Annotated in this window: 17 protein-coding genes and 1 other RNA gene; 1 reads left to right on the forward strand and 17 read right to left on the reverse strand. The window is 47.4% G+C overall.

Annotated features, from left to right (window positions below):
• Positions 1-344 precede the first annotated feature (344 nt).
• The 14 genes from ACUYLD_RS24835 to rpoE all read right to left on the reverse strand — a co-directional run bounded on the left by ACUYLD_RS24835 (position 345) and on the right by rpoE (position 13,450).
• Positions 345-620 carry a pro-sigmaK processing inhibitor BofA family protein gene (locus ACUYLD_RS24835; RefSeq protein ID WP_061831803.1) on the reverse strand — a complete coding sequence of 92 codons (276 nt, stop codon included), beginning with the start codon at positions 618-620 and terminating at the stop codon, positions 345-347.
• Positions 617-928, reverse strand: coding sequence for a DUF2508 family protein (locus ACUYLD_RS24840; protein WP_025676300.1), 312 nt, complete (start codon positions 926-928; stop codon positions 617-619). Before ACUYLD_RS24840 ends, ACUYLD_RS24835 begins: the two co-directional genes overlap by 4 nt.
• A gap of 211 nt (positions 929-1,139) precedes the next feature.
• The gene (recR, locus tag ACUYLD_RS24845) at positions 1,140-1,739 is read right to left on the reverse strand and encodes a recombination mediator RecR (protein WP_061831802.1); all 600 of its coding nucleotides are present in this window, start codon (positions 1,737-1,739) and stop codon (positions 1,140-1,142) included.
• A 27-nt stretch (positions 1,740-1,766) separates the two neighbouring features.
• The gene (locus ACUYLD_RS24850) at positions 1,767-2,078 is read right to left on the reverse strand and encodes a YbaB/EbfC family nucleoid-associated protein (protein ID WP_013308226.1); all 312 of its coding nucleotides are present in this window, start codon (positions 2,076-2,078) and stop codon (positions 1,767-1,769) included.
• A gap of 43 nt (positions 2,079-2,121) precedes the next feature.
• The gene (dnaX, locus tag ACUYLD_RS24855) at positions 2,122-3,873 is read right to left on the reverse strand and encodes a DNA polymerase III subunit gamma/tau (RefSeq protein WP_061831801.1); all 1,752 of its coding nucleotides are present in this window, start codon (positions 3,871-3,873) and stop codon (positions 2,122-2,124) included.
• A gap of 158 nt (positions 3,874-4,031) precedes the next feature.
• Positions 4,032-4,298, reverse strand: an RNA gene (ffs, locus tag ACUYLD_RS24860) — signal recognition particle sRNA large type.
• A gap of 110 nt (positions 4,299-4,408) precedes the next feature.
• Positions 4,409-4,606, reverse strand: coding sequence for a 50S ribosomal protein L31 (gene rpmE, locus ACUYLD_RS24865; protein ID WP_071639069.1), 198 nt, complete (start codon positions 4,604-4,606; stop codon positions 4,409-4,411).
• 157 nt (positions 4,607-4,763) lie between these two features.
• Complete coding sequence (locus tag ACUYLD_RS24870) at positions 4,764-6,035, reverse strand: radical SAM protein (protein WP_061831800.1); 1,272 nt, start codon at positions 6,033-6,035, stop codon at positions 4,764-4,766.
• Positions 6,036-6,131: 96 nt separating this feature from the next.
• Positions 6,132-7,469, reverse strand: a complete 1,338-nt coding sequence (gene rho / locus ACUYLD_RS24875; protein WP_061831799.1) for a transcription termination factor Rho — start codon at positions 7,467-7,469, stop codon at positions 6,132-6,134.
• A 259-nt stretch (positions 7,470-7,728) separates the two neighbouring features.
• Positions 7,729-8,982, reverse strand: a complete 1,254-nt coding sequence (locus tag ACUYLD_RS24880; protein WP_013308220.1) for a UDP-N-acetylglucosamine 1-carboxyvinyltransferase — start codon at positions 8,980-8,982, stop codon at positions 7,729-7,731.
• Positions 8,983-9,210: 228 nt separating this feature from the next.
• Positions 9,211-10,065 (reverse strand): class II fructose-1,6-bisphosphate aldolase, encoded by an 855-nt coding sequence (gene fba / locus ACUYLD_RS24885; RefSeq protein ID WP_013308219.1) that lies wholly within the window; start codon positions 10,063-10,065, stop codon positions 9,211-9,213.
• Positions 10,066-10,311: 246 nt separating this feature from the next.
• Positions 10,312-10,680 carry a response regulator gene (locus ACUYLD_RS24890; protein WP_013308218.1) on the reverse strand — a complete coding sequence of 123 codons (369 nt, stop codon included), beginning with the start codon at positions 10,678-10,680 and terminating at the stop codon, positions 10,312-10,314.
• Between the two features lie 213 nt (positions 10,681-10,893).
• Positions 10,894-12,495 (reverse strand): CTP synthase, encoded by a 1,602-nt coding sequence (locus ACUYLD_RS24895; RefSeq protein WP_013368772.1) that lies wholly within the window; start codon positions 12,493-12,495, stop codon positions 10,894-10,896.
• 403 nt (positions 12,496-12,898) lie between these two features.
• Positions 12,899-13,450 carry a DNA-directed RNA polymerase subunit delta gene (gene rpoE, locus ACUYLD_RS24900; RefSeq protein WP_013308216.1) on the reverse strand — a complete coding sequence of 184 codons (552 nt, stop codon included), beginning with the start codon at positions 13,448-13,450 and terminating at the stop codon, positions 12,899-12,901.
• A gap of 404 nt (positions 13,451-13,854) precedes the next feature.
• On the opposite strand from rpoE, the gene ACUYLD_RS24905 reads away from it, so the two are divergent.
• Positions 13,855-15,015, forward strand: a complete 1,161-nt coding sequence (locus tag ACUYLD_RS24905) for a S8 family peptidase (protein WP_250267149.1) — start codon at positions 13,855-13,857, stop codon at positions 15,013-15,015.
• Positions 15,016-15,029: 14 nt separating this feature from the next.
• Here the strand turns inward: ACUYLD_RS24905 and ACUYLD_RS24910 are convergent, their stop codons facing one another.
• The 3 genes from ACUYLD_RS24910 to ACUYLD_RS24920 are packed head-to-tail and all read right to left on the reverse strand — an operon-like array spanning position 15,030 to position 19,157.
• Positions 15,030-16,415, reverse strand: coding sequence for an MBL fold metallo-hydrolase (locus ACUYLD_RS24910; RefSeq protein ID WP_446676190.1), 1,386 nt, complete (start codon positions 16,413-16,415; stop codon positions 15,030-15,032).
• Entirely contained in the window at positions 16,412-18,082 is a 1,671-nt protein-coding gene (locus tag ACUYLD_RS24915; RefSeq protein WP_446676191.1) for an ABC transporter permease, read from the reverse strand. The genes ACUYLD_RS24910 and ACUYLD_RS24915 overlap by 4 nt, the downstream gene beginning before the upstream one ends.
• Positions 18,083-18,086: 4 nt before the next feature.
• Positions 18,087-19,157: an ABC transporter substrate-binding protein gene (locus ACUYLD_RS24920; protein ID WP_446676192.1), complete on the reverse strand. Its 1,071-nt coding sequence runs from the start codon at positions 19,155-19,157 to the stop codon at positions 18,087-18,089.
• Between the last annotated feature and the right edge of the window lie 18 nt (positions 19,158-19,175).

Consider the following 19,175-nt stretch of genomic DNA (forward strand, 5'->3'; position numbering starts at 1 on the left):
GTTTATAGAAAGAGCGATAAGCTCATTTTGAAACTGACGAGATAAAATATCTCTTGTTTGATTTTGCAAGCAAAATCGTTTTACTCACTCGTTGTTCAGTTTTCAAAGATCAAATCTGCATTATGTCTTACTTTGTTTCACCACCGCATCTCAGCGGCGACTTGATTAATATAACACACATTCGGGATTTAAGTCAACACTTTTTTAAAATCATTTTTTAATTTCATTTAAATGTTGTTTTCACAAAAAAATTCCCGGGCTTTAAGGGCCGAGAATTAATGTATCACATTTTTGAATTCGCCGTCAACTATATTTTAAAAATAGAAACAATAACATTTAAGTTTTCATATAGCCTGTCCGAATAATACTATTTTCAATCCCAGTAAAAGGACAATCCCAGGCAAACCTAATATCGTTACCGCCCCCATTGTCACTGGATTGATCGGGATGTACACCTGCGTAATCCACCCTGAATAATTGATAACATACAATGCGATGGCTGCCAGGCCCATATGTGCTCCGAATACTACAAGCCAGCTGATACCCAAACGTTTTTTTAAGATTAGAAATAGTAACATCCCGACACAGGCAATCAAAACAAGCCAGACCGCCCCTTTCATTCAGCTCTCCGCTTGTGAACACGATCCGTATCATTGGCATACCCCGGTTCGTCTGCAGGCAGATGGAAACGATGCAGGCCTTGCTGTTTCGCACTTTTTAAATGTATCTGATATTTACGTTCTGCAGCTTCTAGAACAAATATAGCGTAGTCGATCTCATCTTTACCCGTTGCTTCATGAAATAAACGATGCGCTCTTAACCATTCCGCATGCGAAGCCCGAATCTGGGCAAACAACTCCTGCCGATACTCCGCTTCTGATTTGCCATTCTCCTGACGACGGAAATTTTGTTTCATCCGTTCCCACATCCGTTCATCCTCCTCACAAGCTGAATTATGTGCACAGTCTGCAAGATTACCTTATTCATACTTATTGAACAAAGGACAAACTTAGAACCAGGAACGATCTATACTGCCATCTATCACCGCAAATAAAAAAGGAGCCATAGCGGCTCCCCCAAGTGAGTCGAGAATACCCTAAGGACATTCCCTCCCTATTTATAACGTATAAATACACCTATTAATTGAGCTCTCTACGGCCTTCTAACGCTTTGGACAGGGTAACCTCGTCAGCATACTCCAAATCTCCACCCACTGGCAATCCGTGAGCAATACGAGTAACCCTGATTTCAAAAGGACGCACTAGCCGAGAAATGTACATGGCCGTGGCCTCTCCTTCAATATTCGGGTTCGTAGCTAAAATCAGCTCCTTGACGCGTTCATCACTGAGCCTGTTCAGCAATTCCTTGAGTTTGATATCCTCAGGACCAATTCCCTCCATAGGAGATATCGCCCCGTGAAGCACATGGTAAAAACCATTAAACTCCTTGGTACGCTCCATAGCCACCAAATCCTTGGAATCCTGAACAACACAAATGACGGAAGCATCCCTCGTCTTATCCTGACAGATCCGACAAGGGTCCGTATCCGTAATGTTGCCGCAGACTGAACAGAAGTGCAGATTGCGTTTTACATTGACCAGCGCTTTGGCAAAGTCAATCACATCATCTTCCTTCATTTTCAGTACGTGAAAGGCCAACCGGGCAGCCGTCTTCGGCCCTACTCCCGGCAGGCGCGTAAAAGCATCAATTAGCTTTGCAATCGGCTCCGGATAATACAATAGCGCGTTTCTCCTTTATGCAGCAGACTAGAACAAGCCCGGAATTTTCATGCCGCCTGTAAATTTACCCATATCATCATTAGCCAGTTCATCTGCTTTGGACAAAGCATCATTGACTGCAGTCAGTACAAGATCTTGCAGCATTTCTACATCATCAGGATCTACGGCTTCCGGTTTGATCGTGATGGACAACACTTTTTTATGTCCATTTACCTCCACCGTCACAACACCGCCGCCAGAAGTACCTTCGATTACTTTTCCGCCAAGTTCCTCTTGGGCTTTCAGCATTTGTTCCTGCATTTTTTTCACTTGCTTCATCATTTGGTTCATATTGTTCATTTCAATCATCTCCTTTAATGAAGTATACATCTAGACACTTGATTTAATCTTTAATGACTACCAGATCTTCCCCGAAAAGTTGAATAGCTTCATCAATCCAGGGCTCCTTGGACTTTCCCGGCGTATCATGCTCCGGCTCCAGTTGCAATTCTTCGGCAGGCTGGTCGGAAACTCCTTCAATCGCAGCATTCCAATCCTTTTGCATCATCGTTACTAAACGATAAGGATGGCCCAACTGCTCATGCAATACTTTCTCGATGACCTGCTTATTGGCAGGCTTTTCGGTAGTTTCACGATGAATATTGTTCTTAAATGCGACCAGTACACTGTCCTCTAACACAGAAACTGGCTCACCGTCCATAAACCAGGCATGAACCGTAACTTTCGCCTCTTTTACCCCTTGTAAAATCTGACTCCACTTACGCCCCGCTGCTGCGAATGCTTCGCTCGACTTCTCAGCGATATAGCGATCCAACTGAGAGGGGAGTTTGGCCGGCGCTGAAATCCGCGGAGCAGGGGCACGACCCCCGGAAGCCTGACGGCCGCCCGACGACGCTTCCTGTCCAGCTCCAGCGCCCAATCCACCTTGCAGCGCGCGCTCCAGTTTCTTTTCCAACTCAGCAAGCTGGCGCTTCAACATTACCACATCTTCCTGCTCAGCTGCAGCACCAGAGCGCTGTGCGGCCGGCTGAACAACAGCTCCTGCTCCCCCCGGAATACTGCATAGTTTCAACAGAGCTACCTCAAACAAAGTTTGAGGCTGAACGGCATATTTCATCTCGCTCTGATAACGATTAAGGGTGTCAATCATCGCAAAGAGTTGCTCCTTGGTAAAAGCATCTGCCACTTCCTTAAATCGCTCTGGATCTAGCACTCGCTCCGTCATTTTGGTTGCCTGAGGCACCATCTTGATCATTAGCAGGTCTCGGAAATAGTACAGAAGATTCTCCATGCACTTATCCGCACTTTTACCTTCCTGCATAAAGTTCTCGATCATTTGGAGCACCGTGCCCACATCTTCTTTCAGCAATGCCAAGGCAAGCTTACCGAATTGCTCGGACGCAATACCTCCCGTCATATCCAGCACCTGCTGATAAGTAACCCGACCATCTGTAAACGAGGATATCTGGTCCAAAACACTAACTGCATCTCGCATCCCGCCATCTGAAAGACGCGCAATGTACTGCAGTGCATCTGAATCAGCCTGTATGTTCTCCTGTTGACATATCAGGTCAAGCCGCTCCGTCTGTTCTTCCAGCGATACCCGCCGGAAGTCAAACCTCTGGCAACGCGAAATAATTGTCGCCGGAATCCGATGTGGTTCAGTCGTAGCCAATATGAACATCACGTGTGGCGGCGGCTCTTCTAGTGTCTTGAGCAGCGCATTGAACGCTTCCGTCGTCAGCATGTGCACTTCATCAATGATATAAACCTTGTGCCGCACTTCTGTGGGCGCATATTTGACTTTATCGCGCAAATCACGAATCTCTTCAACGCCCCGGTTGGAGGCTGCATCAATCTCCTGTACATCCATGACCGCTCCGGCCGTGATCCGTTTACAGGCTTCGCATTCGTTGCAAGGTTCCGGCGCAGGTCCATGCTCACAGTTGATAGCCTTGGCCAAAATTTTGGCCGCACTCGTCTTACCTGTTCCTCGTGGACCGCTGAACAGGTAGGCATGGGACGTGCGATTTTCGCGGATGGCATTCTGCAATGTCTGGATAATATGCTGTTGTCCTACCATGTCCTTGAAAGCCTGCGGCCGCCAAGCACGGTACAACGCTATATGTTCCAATGCGCGTTACCCTCTTTCCCATTCACTTTCATGACCATTCATGGTCACTTCATTATACTATACTCCCGTCCGAATCTAAACCAGACACCTTCCAATTTATAAAACACAAAAAAACATCTTCGCAATGATTGCCAAGATGTTCTAATCACTAATATATACCGTGCACCTGTTATTGATCGTTGTGATCCGAGCGGCAACCCTGAACAACAACTCGGGCTAGGCAACCCTCCGGCACAAGAGTGGGCTTGCTTATGGCTGCTTCCTTCCGGACCTGACCAGGTTCACAAGTACTCATTGCGGAGGACCCAGCCGTCAACATTGTGCGCAGGGACCAGCCTCACATCAACAACACCTCTAACAGGAATTCAACCTCGCTATAGCGGATTGCGAGTTACAGGGCACCGCTACCTCCCCATCTAGCACGGTGAAAATAAGTATATCTTAAGGCCGCATAAAAAGCAAATACACATTATTACAAAAAGAGCCCTCTGCAGTTGCAGAAGGCTCTAATAACTTTATAACCTGCGGTAATCCATTAGATACCGTATTTCTTTTTGAAACGATCTACGCGTCCACCAGCATCAATAAATTTCTGCTTGCCTGTGAAGAATGGGTGGCAGGCGGAGCAAATCTCCACACGAAGAGATCCTTTCACAGAACCAGTTTCAAACGAATTTCCGCAAGCACAAGTGACATTAGTTACGTTAAATTTCGGTTGAATAGCTTGTTGCATTGAACTTTCACCTCTTTCCGCCCTGAACGTCCTATCAGTCCAGAGTTGTATGAACACATGTTCACATTATAGCACTTGAATATGAGCGTTTCAACAACTCTTTTCCGCATTCAAAGATGGCGTAAAATAGGTGAGTTTCAAGTTGCTATTGACAGTTTTAGGCCTTGGCAAATTTGGGACGTGCCAGCCCTTGTGGGGGTACATGAGTGTAAGAACCGATGACTACATCAGGCAGTTCCTCACGATAAATCTCAAGCATTTGCTTCATGCCAAGGATTTCACCTTGAGCAGGTGGAATCAACTCCAGATAGCTTTCAGGATCGATATTCAAATTACGCATTTGAATCAGCTTGAGCTTAGTACGTTTGGCAAATTCAATCATTGCCTCAATTTCTTCCTCTCGGTCTGTTACACCCGGAAAAATCAAATAGTTAATCGACGTATATACTCCCTGTTCAGAAGCATAACGAAGTGATTTTTCCACATTAGCCAACGTGTAGCCGCGCGGCTTGTAATACGCATTGTAGTGATCGTCCAGTGCACTAATGGTACTAACGCGCATCAGATCAAGACCCGCATCCACGATTCCCCGGATATGATCACTCAATCCCGCATTCGTATTGATATTGATGTATCCCATATCAGTAATGGAGCGCACCTCTTTGATCGAATCAATAATCAGTTTGGCTTGTGTGGAAGGCTCGCCTTCGCAACCTTGGCCAAAACTGATGATGGACTCCGGTGTCTTCAAATGTTCCAGCATAACTTCTACAATTTCTTCAACACGGGGACGGAAGTTCATTCTTGTCTGCGGAGATACAAAGCCACTGTCATCCGGCTGTTCAGATATACAGCCAAAGCAACCCGCATTACACGAATAGGATACCGGAACTCCTCCTTCCCAGCGATTCAGGAATGTGTTCGAGGAAGTAAGACATTCGTAGCCCAGCGCACAGTTAGACAAATGTTGGTACAGCCGATTTTCGGGATATTGCTCCGTCATCCGCTGAACACCCAGTTTAACTTGATGACGGTCACAGTTTTCCGGATTCCACTTGGATGGACTGTCACTCTGCTCTGCCGTTACATAAAATGCCCCGTCTTTCCAGACTACGGCCGAATAACCGAACAAGGGAAGTTTGTACTCCTTATCGGTCTTCACATATCCCGGCAGGCACAAGCGCGTAAAACCTTGCGGCAATAAAGCCCCTACTGCTTGCATATCTCCGGGAAGAGAAACCATTTCCCCTGTTTCAGGGTTCATACCGACCGGGCGAGTACTGGGCAGGCTTACCAATGTAGCTCCTTCCGGTAACGGAATAAGCTCATCCTCCATGATTTCAACAATCATGTCTGCACTACGGGCAAGCCCATACAAAGAAGCATGATCATATACATTGCCTTTTTCGTCGGCATACACCAAATACATTATGGAGCTCCTTTCGCTCCGTTAAGCCTACGCCATTAACAAAATGAATGGTAACGACTGTGTACTTACGGAACAGATAAAATACATGAATGGGTTTTAGTTGGTTGTGGCCGGGACTGACGCTGTGGCAGAACGCGCAGTTCTCCGTTGTTGCCCACCAGAACTGCTTTGCGAGCTACCGGAGGAAGGTGCCGTCAAATCAAACGAAGCCAAAAACTCAGCATTAGTTTTGCTATTACGCAGCTTTTTGAGGAAGCCTTCCACAAAATCATGGCTTTCCGTCATGTTTTTACGAATGGCCCAGATGGTATCCAATTCTTCCTTGTTCAACAACACTTCCTCACGGCGTGTGCCGGAACGACGAATATCAATCGCAGGAAAGATACGACGTTCTGCCAGCTTGCGGTCCAAATGCAACTCCATGTTGCCTGTACCTTTAAACTCTTCATAAATGATATCGTCCATGCGTGATCCTGTATCAATCAGCGCTGTAGCAAGAATCGTCAAGCTACCGCCTTCCTCCACATTCCGAGCCGCACCAAAAAAGCGCTTTGGACGGTGAAATGCCGCCGGATCAATACCCCCGCTCAAAGTACGACCAGAAGGAGGGATAACGAGATTGTACGCACGAGCCAAACGTGTGATGCTATCCAACAGGATGACAACATCCTTTTTATGTTCTACGAGACGCAGCGCACGCTCCAACACGAGTTCTGCCACTTTAATGTGATTTTCAGGAAGTTCGTCAAATGTAGAGGCCACAACTTCACCTTTAACAGAACGCTGCATGTCGGTCACTTCTTCGGGGCGTTCATCAATCAACAAGACAAAAAGCTCGATCTCGGGATTGTTAGTAGAAATGCTATTGGCAATTTCTTTGAGGAGAAGCGTCTTCCCAGCTTTGGGAGGTGCTACAATGAGTCCGCGCTGTCCAAGTCCGACAGGGGCCAGTACATCCATAATTCTCGTAGACAAATGGTTGGGGGAAGTTTCAAGGACTAATTTGGTTTGCGGATACAGTGGAGTCAGTGCAGGAAAATGTAGCCGCTCAGCAGCTTGCTCAGGACTTCTTCCATTGACGGCGTTAACTTGAAGCAATCCAAAATATCGTTCATTCTCTTTTGGCGTTCGGCATTTACCAGAAACAAGATCGCCCGTTCTCAAGTCAAACTTGCGGATTTGTGAAGCAGAGATGTAAATATCTTCGGTACTCGGGAGATAATTGATCGGCCTCAGAAAGCCGTAACCTTCGGGAAGGATTTCCAGAACCCCCTGCATAAACATCAATCCGCTCTTCTCAGCTTGTGCGCGCAGGATCGCGAATATTAATTCTTTCTTTTTGAGCGTTCCGTAGTACGGGATCTGGTATTGCTTGGCCAGCTTGTACAGGTCGGTCAGCTTCATTTCTTCCAGATCGGAAATTTGCAGATCCATATAATAACCACCTATTCAATTATTAAGTCCATTCATACATCTAAATGATAGACAATGATATCATAAACACCATTAACATAATTTTAACCAAAACAAATAAAGTTATGCAGCCATCTGCCTGAATTATACCGAATTATTCCGGTTTTCCGATAAAAGATTGTTAGGTATGAACCACAATCTTGTATCAAGCAGCGGCTGCATAGGTGTTGCCCGTTCTATCGCTTTCGTTCCGGGAGTTCGAAAAAATGGCATGGTTTAATTATTCAGTCTGCCGCCATACATCCGCGCCCAAAAGACGCAGGTTGGAAACAAGGTGATCATAACCACGGTCAATGTACTCGACACCCGTCACCTCAGTTACACCTTCGCTTACTGTAAGTCCAGCAATGACAAGGGCCGCTCCGGCGCGCAGATCTGCCGCTTTTACTTTAGCTGCATTCAGTTGACCACCCTCTATAATAGCAGACCGACCCTCTACGCGAATTTTAGCCCCCATACGCACCAGCTCAGGGACGTGCTTAAAACGATTGCTGTACACAAAATCGCTCAATACACTGACACCCTGCGCTTGGGTAAGCAAGCTGGTCATGGGAGATTGTAAATCTGTAGCGAATCCGGGGTATATCAAGGCTTTAACGTCGACATGTTCATAGGAAGGTGCACCCAGTACGCGAATGCTTTCATCATATTCCTCGATGCCGATGCCCATTTCCTGCATTTTTGCAGTGAGAGCCTCCATATGTTTGGGGATTACGTTGTCAATCAATACATTTCCACGGGTTGCCGCAGCAGCAATCATATATGTGCCCGCTTGTATACGGTCAGGTATGATGGAATGACGGCAGCCATGCAGCTCCGACACACCTTCAATTCGAATCGTTTCCGTACCGGCACCTTTAATAATAGCCCCCATCGAGTTTAAAAGAGTTGCTACATCTATAATCTCAGGCTCTTTAGCCGCATTTTCGATAATTGTGGCGCCTTTGGCACGTGCAGCCGCCAGCATAATATTAATGGTAGCACCTACGCTGCTAACATCCAAATAAATCTTGGTTCCGCGCAGTTCTTTTGCGTGCAAATGAATAGCGCCGTGCTCGTTCGTTACCGTGGCACCCAGCGCTTCGAAACCTTTGATATGCTGATCAATGGGCCGGGGTTCGAAATTGCACCCTCCTGGCAAACCGATGATCGCTTCCTTGAATCTGCCCAGCATGGCGCCCATCATATAATAAGAGGCTCGTAATTTCTTAACAGGCCCATTCGGCATAGGAATGGATTTAATGGAGGAAGGATCTATTTTCATCTGGCTACCTTCCCAGGTAACCGTTGCACCAAGTTCCTCCAGTATTTCGGAATACACCGCCACATCACTCAACAGCGGCAAATTGTCCAAAATGACTTCCGACTCTGCCAGAATGGCTGCGGGAATCAAGGCGATGGCACTGTTTTTGGCACCGCTGATGGAAACTGTACCTTGAAGCGGCCGTCCACCGGTGATCATCAATTTTTCCATAAGCTTGAGGGTCCCCCTACGTGTTTTGCAGTCGGTCAAACAATAATCTCAAATCATAAATCTTTTAACTTTTTTAGTGGTGAAAATGGAAAGACACCGGCTAAGCGGTGTGCTTTCCATACCAAACTATTCAACTGTACAGATTTAAATATTTTGTGCAGCAGAACTACAGCTACAACTAAGAAATACATCTAAGCCCGTGCAGACGCACGACCAGTTGATTCATTATTACGCTTTGTTGTTGGAACCGAACTCACGAATTTTACCGATAACGGTTTGTTTAATCGCTTCACGACCTGGAGCGATGAATGTACGTGGGTCATAAGCATCCGGTTTCTCAGCAAGCACTTCACGAACCACTTTCGCAAATACGATTTGGTTCTCAGTGTTTACATTGATTTTGGAAGTTCCCAGAGAGATTGCTTTTTTAATGTCATGTGTTGGGATACCAGTACCACCGTGCAGAACGAGTGGAAGTTTGATTGCATTGCAGATCTCTTCCATTTCTTTGAATCCGAGGTTTGGCTCGCCTTTGTAAGGTCCGTGTACGGAACCCAGTGCAGGTGCCAGTGTATCGATACCTGTTTCGTTAACGATACGCAGACAGTCGTCCAGCTTAGCGTACATTACGTCGCCGACAACATCATCCTCTTGACCGCCAACCATTCCAACTTCAGCTTCAACAGAAACGCCTTTGGAATGAGCATATTCAACCACTTTTTTCGTTGTAGCAATGTTTGTGTCGATCGGGCTGTGGGAATCGTCAATCATAACGGATGTGAAACCAGCGTCGATAGCTTCTTTACATTTTTCAAAGCTGGAACCGTGGTCCAAATGGATCGCAACTGGAACGGTGATTTTCATGTCATGAATAAGACCTTCTACCATTTTAACAACAGTGTAGAATCCGCCCATGTGACGTGCTGCGCCTTCAGAAACGCCCAAGATTACTGGGGATTTTTCTTCTTCAGCAGCGCCCAAAATAGCTTGAGTCCACTCCAGGTTATTAATGTTGTATTGACCTACTGCATATTTTCCTTCGAGTGCTTTGTTCAACATGTCTTTCATAGATACCAATGGCATGGTTACAGTCCTCCTAAAGGTGTTTGGGTTTGTCTATATTTTAGCCGACATCACATACGGGCTTATTATACCACAACCCATGTTAAATACTAAACAAGCTTTTGCATATCAACACATACAAAAATCACGTTAGGACGCCGTTTTTTCATAGAATTGTATAAGGAGAGGATTTACTTTCAGTATTTCCCATAATCACAAACAAAAAACCCTGTTGTGTTAACAGAGTTCTCAACCATAGTGACTCACCTAATCACCTCTGAGTTGTTTGTTCACAGCGATCCGCATTTCGTCAATATCAAAGGGCTTGGTAAAATGCATTAGCGCACCTAGCTCCGTCGCCTCTTTAATCATGTCCAGTTCTCCATATGCTGTCATCATAATAACCTTGATATCAGGATTCATGGTTTTTAGATGCTTCAGAATTTCGAGTCCGTCCATACCTGGAATTTTCATATCGAGCAGAACCAGATCAGGTGGTTCCTTCTCAACAATTTCAAGTGCAATTTTCCCGTTCGCCGCCTGAAAGGTCTCATAACCCTCACTTCCGAACACTTCCATCAGTAAAATCCGTATTCCATTCTGGTCATCGACGATTAATACTTTCTTCTTTTCCAATGTTTTAACCTCCTAAGATCTTAAAACGAGGATCATGCAGCTATTGCCATAACAGCGTCCGATGACGTACAATATCCGTCCCATACCTAAAACTATATTCGCTCCTGCAAAAAGAAAATCCTGCTGTTATACATAATTGTGGAATATTCTTTCATAATCAGGAAGCATGGGATAAAAAAAGACCTCCCTGAGGAGGTCTTACAAGCCATAGCATTAACCTTGAAGCTGCAATGCTGCCTTTACAAATTCACGGAACAAAGGCTGTGGACGATTCGGACGGGAAGTAAATTCTGGATGGAATTGTACCGCCAGGAACCACGGATGCTCAGGGAGCTCCACAATTTCCACCAAGCGTCCATCTGGTGAAGTACCGGAAATACGAAGACCCGCTTTTTCAATAACTTCACGATATTCGTTATTGAATTCGTACCGATGACGGTGTCTTTCGTACACCAGCTCGTCGTTGTAGCAAGCCGAAGCCAGGGAACCTTCCACCAGTTTGCATGGATACAAGCCAAGACGCATCGTACCGCCCAAATCTTCGATGTCTTTTTGGTCAGGAAGCAAATCGATGACAGGATAATCAGTAGCCGGGTTAATTTCCGAGCTGTTGGCTCCTTCGAGACCAGCCAGGGAACGGGCAACCTCAATGACAGATACCTGCATACCCAGACAAATGCCGAAGAACGGAATTTTTTGCTCCCGTGCATAACGAATGGTACTAATTTTGCCTTCAATTCCGCGATCGCCGAAGCCACCCGGTACGAGAATGCCGCCAATGCCGCCCAGCATGTCAGCTACGTTCTCGTCCGTCACTTCTTCAGCGTTCACCCAACGAATTTTTACGTCTGCATTCGCATCAAATCCAGCGTGGGAAAGTGATTCAACCACACTTAAGTACGCATCATGTAATGCGACATATTTACCAACAATGGCAATCTCAACCGTTTTATCCAGCTTGCTGATTCGATCAACTAACCCTTCCCATTCGGTCATATCTGGTGCAGGTGTTGTCAGCTTGAGGTGGTTAACTACGATTTCGTCCAAGCCTTCTTCACGCAGGTTCAACGGAACCTCGTAGAGGGTTGAAGCATCGCGGCATTCTACCACTGCATTCGCATCAATATCGCAGAACAATGCAATTTTAGCCTTCATATCGGAGGACAGTTCATGCTCTGTACGGCAAACAATGACATTCGGTTGGATACCGATACTGCGCAGTTCTTTTACACTGTGCTGAGTTGGTTTGGTTTTAACCTCACCAGCAGCTTTAATATAAGGAATGAGTGTTACGTGAATGTACATCACATTCTCGCGCCCAACTTCGCTTTTGAGCTGACGAATAGCTTCCAAAAATGGCAAGCTTTCAATATCACCCACAGTACCGCCGATTTCTGTAATAATTACGTCCGAACCTGCTTCACGGCCTGCACGATACACGCGTTCCTTGATTTCGTTCGTAATATGAGGGATAACCTGCACCGTACCGCCCAAATATTCTCCGCGACGCTCTTTGCTGATTACGCTGGAATATACCTTGCCTGTTGTGACATTGCTGTTCTTGGACAGATTAATATCAATAAAGCGCTCATAGTGTCCCAAGTCAAGGTCCGTTTCCGCACCATCATCCGTTACAAACACTTCACCGTGCTGGTAAGGACTCATCGTACCCGGATCGACATTCAGGTAAGGATCAAATTTTTGGATCGTTACCTTCAGTCCCCTGTTCTTCAAAAGCCTCCCCAGTGAAGCTGCCGTAATCCCTTTGCCCAAGGAAGACACAACCCCGCCTGTCACAAAAATATACTTTGTCACTGTTCAAAACCCTCCTAGATAAGATGCAAAATTCAGGCGACATTATGATGTTATCGTAACCCGTTTGCACGGATTATCATCCATGAAGAAGGCAGCGGAATCATTTTCCATGTCCGCCGCCCTTAGCCCTCTTTCATGAGTGAAAACACCCCTATAAAAAACAAAAAAGCACTCCCGTAGTACGGGGCACTTTTATACAAAAAGCAAACATATAAGTGAATCAATCATAAGCCCAAGCAATAGTTTACCCCGTGTCCAATCCGCTGTCAAGGAAGTTATCCGTGTTAATTTGTCCATTGAACCAGATTGGAGAGAATCCACCTGAAAGCTTTAAAGTCAGAAGAGGTTTTCAAGAAAACGGTCATGAAAAAGGGGAGAACGCATCTCCCCTTGCAGCCTGTTCCTAACGAAGCGAATCGTCGTCTTCCGTCGACTCATCGTCGTTTTCATCTTCTGAATCTTCCTCATCACTGAGGTCTTCATCGTCTATAACTACGTCTTCATCACTATCATCATCATCTTCTTCTCCGTCGAACAGCTCATCTTCGCCATCCTCGTCTTCGCTATCTGCATCGAAGTCGTCATCAGAGTTGTATGTTTCTTCTTCCTCATGATAGTCATCTTCGTCGTCATCGTCTTCGTCGTTAATAATACGAGGACGCTTGGCGCCTGTCAGGGCATCTTCGGATTTATCTACCGGATACCAACGTTTTAAGCCCCACAGATTCGTACCGACACAGGCAAAACGCCCGTCAATGTTGATTTCAGTATATAGCTGAGCAATAACGTCATTAATTTCTTCGTCGGAAAAGCCACGCAATTTGGCGACTTCCTTCATCAGGTCACGGTAATAATACGGAGTATTGGCTGCTTTCAATACCATAAATGCCAAATCCACCATTGGAGTCTCGTGGACTTTCTCCGGGTCAATCTTCAAGTTGAGTGGGGTACTCACCTAGGGACACTTCCTCTCACACGTAATTCACAAGAACATGTTTCAGAGCATACACGATACATGCAATACTAACATATCCATTATCAAAACTAAGTAAAACCTATTTGGAAGCAAATTGCAAGTTAAAGATGGGTATCGTCATAATTTCCAGGAATATCCCTCTAAACAAGACGGCATACATAAAAAGACGGGGTCCCCCCCGTCTTCGACTGTACCCGCTCCGGGAGAACCCCCCAAAGTTGTTGCACAAGAGCTTATGCCCTCCATGTATCGTATGTGTCCACGGCCACTTTGACACGACAAGCAGGCCTATTTCCATAAAAAAGGGGCAGGTTTCCCATGCCGCAGTTGACGCTTGCTCATACAATACCTCAGCATGGCTCATCGGAGGGGGACCGTCTCAAATGGACTATCCGGATTTTTTGCAGCGTTTGCATGAGGGTATTTCGGAGCCGTCCGGCAGTGGACGGAACAAACAGATCATCACGTTCGATAAGCCTCACCAATACCGGGAATGCCTGTCCTATCTCAGGAAGCTGAAACCCGAGCTTGCGGGATTACGGCAAGTACAACCGGCCAGACTAATCCGTGCTTTAATCGCTCCGCTTTCAGGGGGAGACAGGCTGGGCAAATATCACAACGGTGTTACCGTTGAAGAAGATACCCGCATGAAGGTCCACGCTGAAACTGCTCATATACCAAAAGCAGAAAAGAACCTTTCCATGCCATGGGGAGTCAAACAGGTACGTGCATACAAGGCTTGGCCTTCCTCGACAGGGAATCGGGTCAGAATCGGTGTGATCGACACAGGAGCGGATTTTCAACATCCTGATCTTCGTCATTCTCTCGCCAGAGGTATTAATTTGCTTAACCGAACCATGTTACCCTATGACGATAACGGCCATGGTACTCATATTGCTGGAACTATCGCGGCGTCCAACTATGACGAAGGTAGGGTCGGCGTAGCACCACGGGCTTTAATTCATCCCGTAAAAGCATTTGATCATAATGGAGCCGCCTACGTCTCCGATATCATCCTTGGTATCGACTGGTGTGTATTAAATCGTGTCGATATCATCAATATGAGCTTTGGTATGAAGTCACGCAGCAAGGCACTACTTGATATGGTGAATAAAGCATATCATAACGGCATTGTGATTGTAGCGTCCTCGGGAAATGAGGGCAAGCGCCGGAGTATTGACTATCCAGCCCGCTATTCTCAGACGATTTCAGTGGGGGCTACCGACAAATACAGACGCATCGCGCCTTTCAGCAACCGGGGGCAATTTGTAGACGTGTACGCACCTGGCGAAAAGATCACATCCTCCTGGATCCATGGCAAGCATCACGAAATGAGCGGTACCTCTATGGCTACTTCCCATGTGACCGGAAGCATCGCACTTCTCCTTTCACTGAGACCGGAACTGGGGCCTGGAGAAATCAAGGCGTTGCTTAAGCGTACCGCCACACCGCTCCGTCTGCGTAAAAGCGCCGGACGTAGCTCTATCTCGACCAAACTTGGAGAAGTCGATGCCTTCCGATTGATGCAGGAGGGCACAAAGTGAATGACGATGTGATGCTAAACCTCTAGTGTAGCGCCCGGCTCCAGAGAGTGAACTTTTCTGGCAGGACCTTCACATCCACCATTTCCTTCTCTTATCAACTCATCTCGCACCAGGTCGGTCTGCAGCTTCGGCGCATGAACGAGTACAACCTGTTTGCTAGGCAACTCCTTCAGCATTTGCCGCACATCTGATAATCCCTGATGCACCTTATAAATCAAATGCCGAGCTACACAGTTGTTATTTTCATCCGCACGTTCCAACAGATGTTTGCCAAAAGAACCCTGCGGAGCATGTCCGGTCAATATAACACTGTTGCTAATGCTTTCTCCGCTATCTTCACCCTCCCCCATGTTGCGGTTATCCGAAAGATACTGATAGTACCAACGCGCCTGTGGGGAATCCATCATGCCGTCTCTTGTTATGATAATAACCGTTGGGTTCTGTTCCAGCAGACTCACTCGTTCCGCAGCATCACGAGGCACGAAGACCCTGTCACTGTTTAGCACATGTTTTATTCGCGCCGGGGCTTCTGGACGCAGCCATTCTTTCCAGCGGTTTAACTGTTTTAATCCCTGCCATATGTCGTGCTCTACAATTATTGCCTGTTCAGGGAATTGCTCGCTAGCCCATACGATCAGGTCCTGTCCTCTGCCAAAGGCAGGCACCGGCAACAACACATGACCTCCAGACCATAATATCCGCTCCATCTCGACCCTCAGCCGCTCCAGCTTAACAGGCTGCGGGTCTATATCCATGCCATAGGCATTGTCCATAATGGATATGTCCGCTAGATTGGGCTCTGACTTCCATTCAGGTAGGTCATGCAGCCCCTCCCCAACATCCAAGTCTGGCGCATCGGCAGCAAGAAGTTCAGATTCGCGGCTGTAATCTCCAGAAAAAAACAACCGCTTCCCTTCCATTTCTACCACATACCACACTGCACCAGCCAAATGTCCACTGCGTCCCCACATGATTCTCACACCCGGACAAGCCTCAAGCCATTCTCCTGCTGGCGCTTCATCTTCTAGATAGCGATAAGCAATGGATTGGATATCCTGTTCGTCGTATGGCAAGTCGGCTCCTCTCGATTCAACATACGTATGCCAGGAGCGAAAATAGGAGCCTAACTGCTCAGCGGTGGCCTTGGTCGTCCAGACCACTCCCCGGTATCCATACTTGTACAGTAAGGGGAGCGCCATGGAATGATCTTCATGTGCATGTGACAGCAATACAGTAGTCAGTCCCTCCGCCTTTTGCAGCGGAAAAACCGGATATTGTCCGGTTCCTTCCTTTTTCACGCCACAATCGAGCATGACGCGATGCTGCGTTCCTTCAAAAACATAGCAGGAGCGGCCATGTTCGCCCGCTCCTCCCCAAATCCTAAGCTTGGTCATGATCATTTCCACTTTCTTTGCGAGTTTAAGCTTTCGATTAAGATCAGCAGCAGTGTGGTCATTCCGACCGATATGACGGCCATCGCCATCCCAAGTGACACCTGTCCCTGCTCAAATTGTGCAAATATGTAGGTTGCAGACGTCTGAACGGATGGCGGCAAAATCAGCAACGATCCTACCAGCTCGCGTGAAGCGATCGTAAATGTCATCATCCAACCAGCGAGCATTCCCGGTACAATCAGCGGCAGTACAATCCGGCGGAATATGTAAGACGGTCGTCCGCCAAATACCTGTCCCGCCTGAAAAAGCCCCGTGTCCACCTGTGTAAAGGCGCTTTTGACATACTGCACCGTATAAGGAACAAACAAGATAACATACGTCAGAATGACCATGCCGTATGTGTTATACAAAGGGATCGGCATCCACGGCGAGTTCCACCACAAAATCAGGCCGACCACCATAACAATTCCCGGAACCGTATTCGGAAGCAAGCTGAATGCATCAACTGTCCGTTGGATTCTCGTGCGCGAGCCCCCAATGACAAGCGCAAACCAAGTGCCCAGTACCACAGCAAGCGTCGAAGCGCCCAAAGAGAGAAATACGCTGTTCAGGAGCGCCTCCATGCTCTCTGATCCCCAAGACAGCAGTTCCTTGTAAGAGTCGAGCGTCAAATTATCCCAGGCAAGCCCCATTCCCCTCAGCTTCATCGTCGAGGCTGAAAGAATTGAAAAATAAGGAATGCCAATGGACGCAATGAGCAACAATAGAATAAATGCAACACTCAGCCCCGTAGTCCAGCCGGATATACGGAGACGGGACGGACGCGAACCTTTACCACCTACCAGCCTGTACGTAAACTTTCGGTTGATCACCGACTGCGCATACCACATGAGCAGGCAGGCGGTTAACAGCACCGAGGCCATTGACGTCGCTTTGCCAAAATCTATGGGCCAGCTGGAGATATATTTGTGAATTTCCGAAGTCATGACCTCATACCCGATACGTCGCCCAAAGGTAGCGGGGGTACCAAACTCGGCAATCGTTTTAACGAAAATGAGCAACGCGCCCATTCCGTAAGCTGATAGCAGTAGCGGTAAAATGATTCGACGGAACCTGTACAGAAAGCCGCCGCCCATTACGGCACCCGCCTCTTCCAGGCTCCCGCCAATCCTCACCAGCGCCCCGCGCAGCAGCAGGTACAGGAATGGAAACAGATGCAGGCTCATGATCATCACCATGCCACCAAGGCTGAAGAAGGACGGCGTTAAGAAATGCAGGTCCGGGAACAATTGCTCCAGATATCCGTTTTTTTGCATAAACAGAATCCAGCCCATGGACCCGATATAGGGCGGGGTCATAAACGGAATCAGCAGCACGACATCCAGCCAGCGCCAGTGTGCAAGGCGAGTATTGGACATGATCCAGGCTAGCGGAAGTGCAAGTACCGTCGTTCCTGCAATCACGCAGATGCCAAGCCAAATTGAACTGAATAGCACGCCTGCAAATGGTGAAGCAGCTAACGTTCGAAAAGGCGCATCCCATTGGAATTTCCCATCAACATACACACTTTGGATAAAGATTTGCAGCAACGGCATCACAATCAGGAAAAGAAGCGCGATTAGAGCCAGCGTCAGACACCACGCTCTGATGTGTTTAACGGATAAGCCTCCCATCGGCTTACTTGAACATTTGCGTGAACTTCTCCGTCACGTCTGATCCGTGCTCACCCATCCACTCCCAATTGGTTTTCAACAATGGGATCTCGTCAAGGTTGGCACGCTTGTCGGCTTTGACATCCGTGCGGCCCGGGAGTAAGGAGGCATCTGCTACTAGTTTCTGTGCCTCGTCCGACAACAGATAGTCAATGAATGCCTTCGCATTCTGCTCATGCTGCGTTGACTTGAGAATTGCGGCAGGACGTGGGCTGATGACTGTCCCCTCTGTCGGATAGACGATATCAATCGGCTCACCTTTGGCTTTAGCCTTGTAGGTCATGTAATCGACCGCAGCGACGACTACACCTTTAGCTCCGGTAATCACGGGGTCCAGCGCTTCCTGATTGGCACCAGCCATAGCAACACCGTTAGCCTTGTACTGCTCGAACAACGTCCAGCCTCCATCGCCCTTGGCGCTCAGATAGCCTGTCATAAAATCCAACGCTGAGCCGGACAGGGATGGATCGGGAATATTAACCTGATCCTTGTACTTAGGCTTCGCCAAATCAGCCCATGAAGTTGGTGGTGTTTTCACCAGCTTCGTGTTATACACAATGCCCAGAGCAGAAGCACTGGTACTGAAGTAGTTGCCTTCCTTATCGGACCAGTCTGGATTTAGCTTGTCTGCGTTCTTGGCATCCGGGTAAGGCAGCGTGAGTCCTTCCTTTTTCAAGCCTTGTACAGACGGAAGCGATGCCAGCACAACCACGTCCGCTACCGGATTCGTCTTCTCGGCTTCCATACGGGCCAAAATTTTTCCTGTCGTTCCCTGGAACAGCTCTACCTTAACTCCGCTCTGCGCCTCATACCCTGCTACCAGCTTTTTCGCCAGTCCATCGGGGCCTGCGCTGTAGACCACCAGCTTCTGATCGGTGGATGCCGCCTCAGCTTGTCCTGCTGATCCATTAGCTGGCGCCCCATCCTTGGATGGCGTTGCTGTTCCGCAACCCGCCACAGTGAGTCCAAAAGTCAATGTGAATGCGAGCATCGTCCCTTTTTTCCATCCTGTACGAAAAACATGCCTATTCATCATCTTGTAAATACCCCTTTT

This window comes from Paenibacillus sp. SER-28, assembly GCF_052906305.1.

Coding starts and splice junctions, on each gene's coding strand:
- ACUYLD_RS24835 (WP_061831803.1), bottom strand. CDS start 620: ATGAAAGGGGCGGTCTGGCTTGTTTTGATTGCCTGTGTCGGGATGTTA.
- ACUYLD_RS24840 (WP_025676300.1), bottom strand. CDS start 928: ATGTGGGAACGGATGAAACAAAATTTCCGTCGTCAGGAGAATGGCAAA.
- ACUYLD_RS24850 (WP_013308226.1), bottom strand. CDS start 2,078: ATGAACAATATGAACCAAATGATGAAGCAAGTGAAAAAAATGCAGGAA.
- rpmE (WP_071639069.1), bottom strand. CDS start 4,606: ATGCAACAAGCTATTCAACCGAAATTTAACGTAACTAATGTCACTTGT.
- ACUYLD_RS24870 (WP_061831800.1), bottom strand. CDS start 6,035: ATGTATTTGGTGTATGCCGACGAAAAAGGCAATGTATATGATCATGCT.
- rho (WP_061831799.1), bottom strand. CDS start 7,469: ATGGATCTGCAAATTTCCGATCTGGAAGAAATGAAGCTGACCGACCTG.
- ACUYLD_RS24880 (WP_013308220.1), bottom strand. CDS start 8,982: ATGGAAAAATTGATGATCACCGGTGGACGGCCGCTTCAAGGTACAGTT.
- fba (WP_013308219.1), bottom strand. CDS start 10,065: ATGCCATTGGTATCTATGAAAGACATGTTGAACAAAGCACTCGAAGGA.
- ACUYLD_RS24905 (WP_250267149.1), top strand. CDS start 13,855: ATGGACTATCCGGATTTTTTGCAGCGTTTGCATGAGGGTATTTCGGAG.
- ACUYLD_RS24910 (WP_446676190.1), bottom strand. CDS start 16,415: ATGATCATGACCAAGCTTAGGATTTGGGGAGGAGCGGGCGAACATGGC.
- ACUYLD_RS24915 (WP_446676191.1), bottom strand. CDS start 18,082: ATGGGAGGCTTATCCGTTAAACACATCAGAGCGTGGTGTCTGACGCTG.
- ACUYLD_RS24920 (WP_446676192.1), bottom strand. CDS start 19,157: ATGATGAATAGGCATGTTTTTCGTACAGGATGGAAAAAAGGGACGATG.